8 protein-coding genes are annotated in these 13,341 nt (G+C 54.6%); all 8 read left to right on the forward strand.

Annotated elements, in window-relative coordinates; all coding sequences use genetic code 11:
- Positions 1–266: 266 nt before the first annotated feature.
- On the forward strand, positions 267–1,514 hold the full coding sequence (locus WC1_RS09390; RefSeq protein ID WP_016150614.1) for an MdtA/MuxA family multidrug efflux RND transporter periplasmic adaptor subunit: 1,248 nt from the start codon (positions 267–269) through the stop codon (positions 1,512–1,514).
- Entirely contained in the window at positions 1,514–4,636 is a 3,123-nt protein-coding gene (locus WC1_RS09385) for an MdtB/MuxB family multidrug efflux RND transporter permease subunit (RefSeq protein ID WP_016150615.1), read from the forward strand. The genes WC1_RS09390 and WC1_RS09385 overlap by 1 nt, the downstream gene beginning before the upstream one ends.
- Positions 4,637–7,717, forward strand: coding sequence for a multidrug efflux RND transporter permease subunit MdtC (gene mdtC, locus WC1_RS09380; protein ID WP_016150616.1), 3,081 nt, complete (start codon positions 4,637–4,639; stop codon positions 7,715–7,717). It abuts the gene before it with no gap.
- Positions 7,714–9,126 carry an MFS transporter gene (locus tag WC1_RS09375; protein WP_016150617.1) on the forward strand — a complete coding sequence of 471 codons (1,413 nt, stop codon included), beginning with the start codon at positions 7,714–7,716 and terminating at the stop codon, positions 9,124–9,126. The genes mdtC and WC1_RS09375 overlap by 4 nt, the downstream gene beginning before the upstream one ends.
- Positions 9,126–10,529, forward strand: a complete 1,404-nt coding sequence (gene baeS, locus WC1_RS09370; protein WP_003841761.1) for an envelope stress sensor histidine kinase BaeS — start codon at positions 9,126–9,128, stop codon at positions 10,527–10,529. The genes WC1_RS09375 and baeS overlap by 1 nt, the downstream gene beginning before the upstream one ends.
- Positions 10,526–11,248 (forward strand): envelope stress response regulator BaeR, encoded by a 723-nt coding sequence (gene baeR / locus WC1_RS09365; protein ID WP_003036797.1) that lies wholly within the window; start codon positions 10,526–10,528, stop codon positions 11,246–11,248. Before baeS ends, baeR begins: the two co-directional genes overlap by 4 nt.
- A gap of 135 nt (positions 11,249–11,383) precedes the next feature.
- The gene (locus tag WC1_RS09360; RefSeq protein WP_016150618.1) at positions 11,384–11,716 is read left to right on the forward strand and encodes a YegP family protein; all 333 of its coding nucleotides are present in this window, start codon (positions 11,384–11,386) and stop codon (positions 11,714–11,716) included.
- Between the two features lie 159 nt (positions 11,717–11,875).
- Positions 11,876–13,237: a prephenate-dependent tRNA uridine(34) hydroxylase TrhP gene (yegQ, locus tag WC1_RS09355; RefSeq protein ID WP_016150619.1), complete on the forward strand. Its 1,362-nt coding sequence runs from the start codon at positions 11,876–11,878 to the stop codon at positions 13,235–13,237.
- Positions 13,238–13,341: the final 104 nt, after the last annotated feature.

The following is a 13,341-nucleotide window of genomic DNA, read 5'->3' on the forward strand; positions in this document are numbered from 1 at the left end:
ATTTTGGCCCCTTCCTCGGGAGGGGCTTTCCCGTTCCAGCGTCCCGCTGAAATCTCTGGCTTACCTCCTTTTGCCTTGACCGCACTCTAACGCGCAATGACGCATTCGCTATTTTCGCCGCAAATTGTTGCGTAACGCCTCGCAAAGCCGCGTCAGCATTCAGACGAATCCCGACAGTGTTTCATAATTCCTCCATTTTTCTCCCTTGTTCGCTGGCTAAACTAGTATCATTCCGCGAATCGTTTCAGGATGAGAAACTCATAACAATGAAAGGCAGTAATAAATCCCGCTGGGTGATAGCAATCGTGATCGTCGTGGCCGCCGTCACCGCCATCTGGTTCTGGCAAAGCCGCAGCGCTTCCCAGGAAACCGCACCGGGCGCTACCAAACCAGCGCAGCACACGCCTGGGTCGGCACGCCGTGGAATGCGCTCCGGACCGTTGGCTCCCGTGCAGGCTGCCACCGCCACCGAGGAAGCCGTTCCACGTTACCTGACAGGGCTGGGTACCATTACTGCCGCCAATACCGCCACGGTACGTAGCCGGGTGGACGGTCAGCTCATTGCCTTACACTTTGAGGAAGGACAACAGGTAAAAGCCGGCGACCTGCTGGCAGAGATAGATCCCAGCCAGTTCAAAGTCGCTCTGGCTCAGGCGCAGGGACAACTGGCAAAAGATAAAGCCACGCTGGCGAATGCCCGTCGCGATCTTGCCCGCTATCAACAGTTGGTTAAAACCAATCTGGTCTCCCGCCAGGAGCTGGATGCCCAGCAGGCGCTGGTCAATGAGACGTTAGGCACAATCAAAGCGGATGAAGCCAGTGTCGCCAGCGCTCAGTTGCAGCTCGACTGGAGCCGGATAACCGCACCTGTCGATGGTCGTGTCGGCCTGAAGCAGGTCGATGTCGGTAACCAAATTTCCAGCGGCGATACCACCGGGATCGTCGTCATTACGCAAACTCATCCCATCGACCTGATATTTACTTTGCCTGAAAACGACATTGCTACCGTGTTGCAGGCACAAAAATCGGGGAGCCAGCTGAAGGTCGAAGCCTGGGACCGAACCAATTCACAAAAACTGAGTGAAGGCGTCCTGCTCAGTCTCGACAATCAGATTGATGCCACTACAGGAACCATCAAAGTTAAAGCCCGTTTTAACAATCAGGATGATGCGTTATTCCCTAACCAGTTCGTCAACGCCCGCATGCTGGTCGACACACAGCAAAATGCCGTTGTGATCCCAACAGCAGCCCTGCAGATGGGCAACGAAGGGCACTTTGTCTGGGTACTGAACAGCGACAATAAAGTGAGCAAGCATCTGGTTAAACCGGGTATTCAGGACAGCCAAAAAGTGGTGATCGCCGCTGGGTTGTCCGCAGGCGATCGGGTCGTGACTGACGGTATTGACCGTCTGACGGAAGGCGCAAAAGTCGAAGTCGTTGAGGCGCACGACGCCTCTGTTTCCGATGAGAAAACAGCGCCACGCGGATACGGCAAAAAAGGAGCCAACTCCTGATGCAGGTGTTACCTCCGGACAACACAGGCGGACCATCGCGCCTGTTCATTCTGCGCCCCGTCGCCACTACGCTGCTGATGGTCGCGATTTTGCTTGCCGGTATTATCGGTTATCGCTTCCTGCCAATCGCCGCCTTACCTGAAGTGGATTACCCCACGATTCAGGTCGTTACGCTCTACCCTGGCGCCAGCCCGGACGTTATGACCTCGGCGGTAACCGCGCCGCTTGAACGTCAGTTTGGCCAGATGTCTGGCTTAAAACAGATGTCATCACAAAGCTCCGGTGGCGCATCGGTCGTTACGTTACAGTTTCAACTGACGCTCCCGCTGGATGTTGCCGAGCAAGAAGTTCAGGCCGCGATTAACGCCGCCACCAATTTATTACCTAGCGATCTACCTAACCCTCCGGTCTACAGCAAGGTAAACCCGGCAGATCCGCCGATCATGACGCTGGCGGTCACTTCCAGCGCCATGCCGATGACGCAGGTGGAAGATATGGTCGAAACCCGCGTCGCGCAGAAAATCTCTCAGGTATCCGGCGTGGGTCTGGTAACACTTTCCGGTGGGCAACGTCCGGCGGTCCGCGTGAAACTTAACGCTCAGGCCATTGCCGCACTCGGTCTGACCAGCGAAACCATCCGTACGGCCATTACCGGTGCCAACGTCAATTCAGCAAAAGGGAGTCTTGATGGCCCAACGCGCGCCGTTACCCTTTCAGCTAACGACCAGATGCAGTCCGCAGATGAATATCGTCAGCTCATTATTGCCTATAAAAACGGTGCGCCGGTTCGTCTGGGCGATGTCGCTACCGTCGAACAAGGAGCAGAAAACAGCTGGCTGGGTGCATGGGCAAATAAGCAACAAGCTATAGTGATGAATGTGCAGCGCCAGCCTGGGGCGAACATCATCGCCACGGCAGACAGTATCCGCCAGATGCTGCCACAACTCACCGAAAGCCTGCCCAAATCGGTTAAGGTCAGCGTACTTTCCGATCGTACCACCAATATTCGTGCCTCTGTTGCAGACACCCAGTTCGAGTTGATGCTGGCGATAGCGCTGGTGGTGATGATTATCTACCTGTTTCTGCGCAATGTTCCGGCGACGATTATTCCTGCAGTTGCCGTACCGTTGTCGTTAATCGGCACCTTCGCGGTGATGGTATTTCTTGATTTCTCCATCAACAACCTGACCTTAATGGCGCTAACCATCGCGACAGGCTTTGTTGTGGATGACGCTATCGTGGTTATCGAGAATATTTCACGCTATATCGAAAAAGGCGAAAAACCGCTGACTGCTGCCCTGAAGGGCGCAGGCGAGATTGGTTTTACCATCATCTCTCTGACGTTTTCATTGATTGCGGTATTGATCCCACTGCTATTCATGGGCGATATCGTCGGGCGCTTGTTCCGTGAATTCGCCGTTACGCTGGCGGTGGCGATTCTGATTTCTGCCGTTGTCTCGCTCACTCTTACGCCGATGATGTGCGCGCGTATGCTGAATCAGGCCTCATTGCGTAAGCAAAATCGCTTCTCCCGCGCCTCAGAGCGAATGTTTGATCGCGTCATCGCCGGGTACGGTCATTGGCTGGCAAAAGTACTTAACCACCCGTGGCTGACGCTGAGCGTAGCGCTCGGCACGCTGACATTGAGCGTCATGCTATGGGTTTTCATCCCCAAAGGTTTCTTCCCAATCCAGGACAACGGCATTATCCAGGGTACGCTACAGGCACCGCAGTCCAGCTCATTCGCCAGCATGGCCGAGCGCCAGCGTCAGGTTTCAGATGTCATCCTTAAAGATCCGGCGGTAGAGAGCCTGACCGCTTTTGTCGGTGTGGATGGTACTAATCCGGCATTGAACAGTGCGCGTTTGCAAATCAACCTTAAACCACTGGATGAACGTGACGATCGGGTGCAGAAAGTGATTGCGCGCTTACAGGACGCGGTTGACAGGGTTCCCGGAGTTGACCTTTATCTTCAGCCTACTCAGGATCTGACGATTGATACTCAGGTGAGCCGGACGCAATATCAATTCACGCTGCAAGCGACATCCCTTGATGCCCTCAGCACCTGGGTGCCACAGCTGATAGCAAAACTAAATCAGCTACCGCAACTGTCCGACGTCAGCAGCGACTGGCAGGACAAAGGGCTGGTAGCGTATGTGAACGTCAATCGCGACAGTGCAAGCCGTTTGGGCATCAGCATGTCAGATGTCGACAACGCCCTGTACAACGCCTTCGGCCAGCGTTTGATTTCGACTATTTACACCCAGGCAAATCAATATCGCGTGGTGTTAGAACATAACACCAACAATACGCCGGGGCTTGCGGCACTGGATACAATACGTCTGACCAGTAGCGACGGTGGCATAGTACCGCTCAGCGCGATCGCCAGTATTGAACAGCGTTTTGCCCCGCTGTCGATTAACCACCTCGATCAGTTCCCGGTCACCACCATCTCGTTCAACGTGCCAGACGAACATTCGCTGGGTGATGCGGTACAGGCGATTCTGGACGCCGAAAAAACGCTTAACCTGCCCGCAAATATTACGACCCAGTTCCAGGGTAGCACGCTCGCCTTCCAGGCCGCGCTGGGAAATACCATCTGGTTGATTGTGGCTGCGGTTGTCGCGATGTATATCGTCCTCGGCGTGCTGTATGAGAGCTTTATTCACCCAATTACTATTCTCTCCACGCTGCCGACGGCGGGCGTCGGGGCACTGCTGGCGTTAATGATTGCCGGCAGCGAACTGGACGTCATCGCGATTATTGGCATTATTTTGCTCATCGGTATCGTCAAGAAAAACGCCATCATGATGATCGACTTTGCCCTTGCCGCGGAGCGCGAACAAGGCATGGCGCCGCGCGATGCTATTTTCCAGGCCTGTCTGCTGCGTTTCCGCCCAATTCTGATGACTACGCTGGCGGCACTGCTCGGCGCGTTGCCGCTGATGTTAAGTACCGGCGTGGGCGCAGAGTTACGCCGTCCGTTAGGCATTGGCATGGTCGGTGGACTGCTTGTGAGTCAGGTATTAACCCTGTTTACCACTCCGGTAATTTATCTGCTGTTTGACCGTCTGTCGCTGTATGTGAAAAGCCGTTTCCCGCGTCAGGAAGAGGAAGCGTAAATGAAATTTTTCGCGCTTTTCATTCATCGGCCGGTGGCGACCATTCTCATTTCGGTGGCTATCACCCTGTGCGGTATTCTGGGCTTTCGTCTGCTGCCGGTCGCTCCGCTGCCGCAGGTGGATTTTCCGGTGATTATGGTCAGCGCATCATTACCCGGTGCCTCCCCTGAAACGATGGCGTCTTCGGTCGCAACTCCGCTGGAGCGCTCGCTGGGCCGCATCGCGGGCGTAAACGAAATGACTTCGAGTAGTTCGCTTGGCAGTACGCGTATTATTCTCGAATTCAAATTCGACCGTGACATCAATGGCGCGGCGCGGGACGTTCAGGCCGCGATTAACGCCGCGCAAAGCCTGCTGCCCAGCGGGATGCCGAGCCGACCAACGTATCGCAAAGCTAACCCTTCCGATGCGCCAATCATGATCCTGACGCTGACGTCGGACACTTACTCGCAGGGTGAACTGTACGATTTCGCATCAACACAACTGGCGCAGACCATCGCGCAAATCGACGGTGTGGGCGACGTGGACGTTGGAGGCAGTTCTCTGCCTGCCGTGCGGGTAGGACTCAACCCGCAGGCGCTGTTTAACCAGGGCGTGTCGCTGGACGACGTGCGTAGCGCGATCGACAATGCCAACGTGCGTAAGCCGCAGGGTGCTATCGAGAATGATACCCATCGCTGGCAGGTACAAACTAACGATGAGCTGAAAACCGCCGCCGAATATCAACCTATTATCATCCACTATAACAACGGCGCAGCGGTGCGACTGGGTGATGTTGCGTCTATAACCGACTCTGTACAGGACGTTCGTAACGCGGGGATGACCAACGCCAAACCGGCCATTCTGCTGATGATCCGCAAGCTACCGGAAGCCAATATTATTCAGACGGTAGATAGCATTCGCGCCAAATTACCGGAGTTACAAACGCTGGTCCCGGCCGCCATCGATCTGCAAATCGCCCAGGACCGTTCACCGACCATTCGCGCTTCACTAGAGGAAGTCGAACAGACGCTGATTATCTCCGTGGCGCTGGTTATCCTGGTGGTCTTTGTTTTCCTGCGATCCGGGCGTGCGACTCTGATCCCCGCGGTAGCGGTTCCGGTCTCGCTGATCGGTACCTTTGCCGCCATGTATCTGTGCGGATTCAGCCTGAACAACCTGTCGTTGATGGCGTTAACCATTGCCACGGGATTTGTCGTAGATGACGCCATCGTGGTGCTGGAAAATATTGCCCGCCACCTGGAAGCGGGAATGAAGCCACTCCAGGCGGCGTTACAGGGTACGCGCGAAGTGGGATTCACCGTGCTTTCCATGAGCCTGTCGCTGGTGGCGGTATTCCTGCCGCTGCTGTTAATGGGCGGATTGCCTGGACGCCTGCTGCGCGAATTTGCCGTCACGCTGTCGGTTGCCATCGGTATCTCGCTTCTGGTGTCGCTGACATTAACGCCAATGATGTGCGGCTGGATGCTTAAATCCAGCGCCCCGCGTGAACAGTCGCGTAAACGGGGATTTGGTCGCGTGCTGGTAGCGCTGCAGCAAAGCTACGGCACTTCACTTAAATGGGTACTGCGCCACACGCGACTGGTCGGCGTGGTATTACTCGGCACCATTGCGCTGAATATCTGGCTTTATATTTCCATCCCCAAAACCTTCTTCCCGGAGCAGGATACGGGCGTATTGATGGGAGGGATCCAGGCTGACCAGAGCATCTCTTTCCAGGCGATGCGCGGTAAACTGCAGGATTTTATGAAGATCATCCGCGACGATCCCGCGGTGAACAATGTCACCGGCTTTACCGGTGGGTCACGGGTTAACAGCGGAATGATGTTTATTACCCTCAAGCCACGCGATGAGCGCCGTGAAACCGCTCAGCAGGTGATCGACCGCCTACGCGTTGCGCTTTCAAAAGAACCAGGTGCGAATCTGTTTCTGATGGCGGTGCAGGACATCCGCGTTGGCGGACGGCAGGCCAACGCCAGCTATCAATACACATTGCTGTCCGACGATCTGGCGGCGCTGCGTGAGTGGGAACCGAAGATCCGTAAGGCGCTTGCCGCCCTGCCCCAACTGGCGGACGTCAACTCCGATCAGCAGGACAATGGCGCGGAGATGAATCTGATTTACGATCGCGACACCATGTCTCGTCTTGGGATCGACGTGGCAGCCGCCAACAGCCTGCTGAATAACGCCTTTGGTCAGCGACAAATTTCAACCATCTATCAGCCGATGAACCAGTACAAAGTGGTGATGGAGGTCGATCGACGTTACACCCAGGACATCAGCGCACTGGACAAAATGTTCGTCATCAACAATGACGGTAAAGCGATCCCGTTATCGTACTTTGCCAAATGGCAGCCAGCGAATGCCCCACTGTCTGTGAACCATCAGGGCTTGTCCGCCGCCTCAACCGTTTCTTTTAACCTGCCGACAGGTTCTTCACTGTCAGAAGCGACAGAGGCCATCAACAGAACCATGACCCAGCTCGGCGTCCCCTCCACGGTTCGTGGCAGCTTTGCCGGTACCGCCCAGGTATTTCAGGACACTATGAACTCGCAGGTGATCCTGATAATCGCCGCCATCGCCACAGTCTACATTGTGCTGGGTATGCTGTATGAAAGCTATGTACATCCGCTGACCATTCTCTCCACGCTACCTTCGGCAGGGGTCGGGGCTTTGCTGGCGCTGGAGCTGTTCAATGCCCCGTTCAGCCTAATCGCCCTGATAGGGATCATGCTATTAATTGGAATTGTGAAGAAAAACGCCATCATGATGGTCGATTTTGCGCTGGAAGCGCAGAGAAACGGTAGGCTGCAGCCGGAAGAAGCTATTTTCCAGGCCTGCCTGTTGCGCTTTCGCCCAATAATGATGACCACGCTGGCGGCGTTGTTTGGTGCACTGCCGTTGGTGTTATCCGCAGGGGATGGCTCCGAGCTGCGCCAGCCGTTGGGGATAACCATTGTCGGTGGACTGGTCGTGAGCCAGCTCCTGACGCTGTACACCACGCCTGTGGTCTATCTCTTTTTCGACCGTCTGCGTCTGCGTTTTTCGCGTAAAAACAGCAAACCGGTAGCAGAGTTATGACAGAACTTCCCGACAGCACCCGCTGGCAACTTTGGATTGTGGCATTTGGCTTTTTTATGCAGTCGCTGGATACCACCATCGTTAATACCGCGCTTCCCTCGATGGCGGCAAGCCTCGGGGAAAGCCCGTTACACATGCATATGGTCATAGTGTCATATGTTTTAACCGTTGCCGTGATGCTGCCCGCCAGCGGATGGCTGGCGGACAAAGTTGGCGTGCGTAATATCTTCTTCACCGCCATTATCCTGTTTACGCTTGGTTCGCTGTTTTGCGCCTGGTCCAGCACGCTCAACGAGCTGGTGATGGCGCGCGTCTTACAAGGCGTTGGCGGTGCGATGATGGTGCCAGTCGGCAGGCTGACGGTGATGAAAATCGTCCCGCGTGAGCAATATATGGCGGCGATGACGCTTGTCACTTTACCCGGTCAAATCGGCCCGCTGCTGGGCCCAGCGTTAGGCGGAATTCTGGTTGAATACGCCTCCTGGCACTGGATCTTTTTGATTAACATTCCGGTAGGCATTGTCGGCGCGATAGCGACGTTAATGTTGATGCCCAACTACACCATGCAAACCCGACGCTTCGACCTCTCCGGATTCGCGATGCTGGCGGTCGGTATGGCGGTTCTGACGCTGGCGCTCGATGGCAGCAAAGGAACCGGACTCTCCAGTATCACGCTGGCGGCGTTGGTCATCTGCGGGGTGCTGGCTATTGCGCTGTATCTGAAACACGCCCATCGAAATCCCCGCGCGCTGTTTAGCCTGAATCTGTTTCGCACATCGACCTTCTCGCTAGGTCTGTTCGGCAGTTTTGCCGGACGCATCGGCAGCGGTATGCTGCCGTTTATGACGCCGGTGTTTTTACAGATTGGCCTCGGTTTTTCACCGTTTCATGCCGGACTGATGATGATCCCGATGGTGCTGGGCAGTATGGGCATGAAGCGCATTGTGGTGCAGGTCGTTAACCGCTTTGGTTACCGTCGCGTACTGATTACCACCACGCTTGGCCTGTCGCTGGTCAGTCTGTTGCTAATGACCACGGCACTGCTGGGCTGGTATTACGCCCTGCCCTTCGTGCTGTTTTTACAGGGAATGGTCAACTCAACGCGCTTTTCATCCATGAATACCCTGACGTTAAAAGATCTGCCTGACGATCTCGCCAGCAGCGGCAACAGCTTGCTGTCGATGATCATGCAGCTGTCGATGAGTATCGGGGTGACCATCGCGGGCCTGCTGTTAGGCATGTTTGGCCAGCAGCATATCGCCATCGACAGCGGTAGTACGCATAGCGTCTTTATGTATACCTGGTTGTGCATTGCATTCATTATTGCGCTGCCCGCCATTATTTTTGCCCGCGTGCCGAACGACACGCAAACCAATGCGGTGATTTCACGACGCAAAAGGAGCATCTGATGAAGTTTTGGCGGCCCGGTATCACCGGCAAACTGTTTCTGGCGATTTTCGCCACCTGCATTGTGTTGCTGATCAGCATGCACTGGGCCGTACGCATAAGCTTCGAACGCGGTTTTATCGACTATATTAAGCACGGTAACGAACAGCGGCTGCAAATGCTCAGCGACGCGTTAAGCGAGCAGTACGCGCAGCACGGCAACTGGCGATTCTTACGCAATAACGATCGTTTTGTTTTCCAGATCCTGCGCTCTTTTGAACACGACAACGACGATGATAAACCGGGTCCAGGCATGCCGCCACACGGCTGGCGTACACAGTTTTGGGTTGTCGATCAAAATGCCCACGTACTGGTCGGCCCGCGGGCTCCTGTCCCCCGCGACGGTATGCGCCATCCCATCCGCGTCAACGGTAGCGAAGTGGGTGCTGTGATTGCCTCTCCGGTGGAGCGTTTAACGCGTAATACCGATATCAATTTCGACATGCAGCAAAGACGTTCCAGCTGGCTTATTGTCGCGCTCTCCACGATCCTGGCAGCACTGGCAACGTTTACGCTGGCGCGCAGCCTGCTGGCCCCGGTTAAACGGTTGGTAGAAGGCACGCACAAACTGGCGGCGGGCGATTTCACCACTCGCGTTACGCCAACCAGTACGGATGAGCTAGGCAAGCTGGCTCAGGACTTCAACCAGCTCGCCAGTACGTTGGAAAAAAACCAGCAGATGCGTCGTGACTTTATGGCCGACATTTCTCACGAACTGCGCACGCCGTTGGCGGTGTTGCGCGGTGAACTGGAGGCCATTCAGGATGGTGTCCGCCAGTTCACGCCCGACTCCGTTGCCTCTTTGCAGGCTGAAGTGGGTACGCTCACCAAACTGGTTGACGACCTCCATCAGCTCTCCATGTCAGATGAAGGTGCGCTGGCCTATCAGAAATCATCGCTGGATCTTATCCCGCTGCTTGAGGTGGCAAGCGGCGCATTTCGTGAACGCTTTGCCAGTCGTGGACTAACGCTTCAACTCTCGCTCCCGGACAGCATGACGGTATTTGGCGACAGGGATCGTCTGATGCAGTTGTTCAACAATCTGCTGGAAAACAGTCTGCGTTATACCGACAGCGGTGGCGGGCTGCACATCAGCGCCGAACAACGCGAACGTATGGTGTTATTAACCTTCGCAGATTCCGCTCCCGGCGTAAGTGACGAGCAGTTACAGAAGCTGTTTGAACGATTTTATCGCACCGAAGGCTCGCGTAACCGCGCCAGCGGAGGTTCCGGACTGGGGCTGGCGATTTGCGTCAATATCGTACAAGCGCATAATGGTCTGATCCGCGCCGCCCATTCGCCTTTTGGTGGGGTTAGCATTACAGTAGAGTTACCGCTGGAACGCGATTTACAGAGAGATGTATGACTGAGTTACCCATTGATGAAAACACACCGCGTATTCTGATCGTGGAAGACGAACCCAAGCTGGGGCAACTGCTCATCGACTACCTGCGGGCAGCGAGCTACGCTCCTACGCTCATCAGCCACGGCGACCTGGTTCTGCCTTACGTGCGCCAAACACCGCCCGATCTGATCTTGTTGGATCTGATGCTGCCCGGTACCGATGGTCTGACCCTGTGTCGGGAAATCCGCCGCTTCTCAGAAGTCCCCATCATGATGGTAACCGCTAAAATCGAAGAGATTGATCGCCTGCTGGGGCTGGAGATCGGTGCAGATGATTATATTTGTAAACCGTACAGCCCGCGCGAAGTCGTCGCGCGTGTTAAAACGATCCTGCGCCGATGCAAACCGCAGCGCGAACTACAACAAATGGATGCAGAAAGCCCGCTTATCGTCGATGAAGGCCGTTTTCAGGCCTCCTGGCGTGGGAAGATGCTCGATTTAACGCCCGCCGAATTCCGCTTACTTAAAACGTTGTCACATGAGCCGGGAAAAGTATTCTCCCGAGAACAATTACTTAACCATCTCTATGACGATTATCGCGTCGTTACCGACCGCACCATCGACAGCCATATTAAGAACCTGCGACGCAAGCTGGAGTCGCTGGATGCTGAGCAGTCGTTTATCCGCGCGGTCTATGGCGTGGGGTATCGCTGGGAAGCCGACGCCTGCCGAATTGCTTAAACACTCCTGCCCTTCAGGGCCCGCTGCTCCATGGGGCCCTGGTGACTAGCAACTCTCCAAATATCGCTCATACTCTTTCTGACAACACTGTCGTCAATAACTGTTTGATCTAAAACTTTTAATCAAGGAGTTCATATGGCTGGTTGGTTTGAATTAAGTAAAAGTAGCGATGATCAGTACCGCTTTGTTCTTAAAGCTGGGAACGGGGAAATAATCCTTACCAGCGAGCTTTACACTACCAAAGGCGCTGCGGAAAAAGGGATCGCATCTGTCCAGGCTAACAGCCCTCTGGATGAGCGTTATGAGAAAAAAACAGCGGCTAATGGAAAATTACATTTCAACCTGAAAGCTGCAAACCACCAGATTATTGGTAGCGGTCAACTGTATGCAAATGAACAGTCACGCGAGACCGGTATTACTTCGGTTAAGACCAATGGTGTCAGTCAGACGATAAAAGATAAGACCTGATAATTACTCGCTCAGCCGGGTAACGCAACGCTGTCGCCCGGCGTTTTTCTTTACCTGCCTTCCCTGCAGCGCTACAATGCCCGCCCTTAATATGGGGGCACTCCCCTAACCGCCTCATTGAGTGAGGCGAGTCTGACCTGTCATCAGAACGAGAAAATTATGTTTAAACCGGAACTCCTTTCCCCGGCGGGAACGCTGAAAAACATGCGTTACGCTTTCGCCTATGGCGCAGACGCTGTGTATGCGGGCCAACCGCGTTACTCACTGCGCGTACGCAACAACGAATTCAACCACGAAAACCTGCAGCTCGGTATTAATGAAGCCCATGAACTGGGTAAAAAATTCTATGTGGTGGTTAACATTGCCCCACATAATGCCAAGCTGAAGACCTTCATTCGTGATCTGAAACCGGTGGTGGAAATGGGGCCGGATGCACTGATCATGTCAGACCCTGGTCTGATTATGCTGGTGCGCGAAAACTTCCCTGACATGGACATTCACCTTTCGGTACAGGCTAACGCCGTAAACTGGGCGACGGTGAAATTCTGGAAGCAGATGGGGCTGACCCGCGTGATCCTCTCCCGTGAGCTGTCGCTGGAAGAGATTGAAGAGATCCGCACCCAGGTGCCGGATATGGAGCTTGAGATCTTCGTTCACGGCGCGCTGTGCATGGCTTACTCCGGCCGTTGCCTGCTCTCTGGCTACATCAACAAGCGTGACCCAAACCAGGGTACCTGTACCAATGCCTGCCGCTGGGAATACAACGTGCAGGAAGGGAAAGAAGATGTAGTGGGCAATATCGTGCATAAGTACGAGCCTATCCCGGTACAAAACGTCGAACCCACGCTGGGTATTGGCGCACCAACAGACAAAGTCTTTATGATTGAGGAAGCCCAGCGCCCGGGTGAGTACATGACCGCATTCGAAGACGAACACGGCACTTACATCATGAACTCGAAGGATTTGCGTGCCATTGCCCACGTTGAGCGCCTGACGCAGATGGGCGTGCATTCCCTGAAGATCGAAGGCCGCACCAAGTCGTACTATTACTGTGCACGTACCGCGCAGGTCTATCGTAAAGCCATTGATGATGCCACAGCCGGTAAACCGTTCGACCCGCAACTGCTGGAAACGCTGGAAGGCCTGGCGCATCGTGGTTACACCGAAGGGTTCCTGCGCCGCCATACACATGACGACTATCAAAACTACGAATACGGCTTCTCTGTTTCCGAGCGTCAGCAGTTTGTCGGCGAATTCACCGGCGAACGTAAAGGTGAACTGGCGGCCGTGCAGGTAAAAAACAAATTCACCGTCGGCGACAGCCTGGAGCTGATGACCCCACAGGGCAACATCAACTTTACTCTCGAGCAGATGGAAAACGCGAAAGGCGAAGCCATGCCAGTTGCGCCGGGCGATGGTTACACCGTGTGGATGCCTGTACCAGAGGATATCGATCTGAATTATGCATTGTTGATGCGTAATTTTGCCAGCGAGTCCACACGAAACCCGCATGCTAAGTAGTTAATTACGGTTATTTTTCAGCGTTCGGAAGATTCTTAGAAATCGATCACATACCGTTTCGTTCATTAAGGGTATTATCCCCTCCGCTGAAAAACATAACCCAT

It is taken from the genome of Citrobacter sp. KTE30 (genome assembly GCF_000398825.1).
Taxonomy (GTDB): Bacteria; Pseudomonadota; Gammaproteobacteria; order Enterobacterales; family Enterobacteriaceae; genus Citrobacter; species Citrobacter freundii.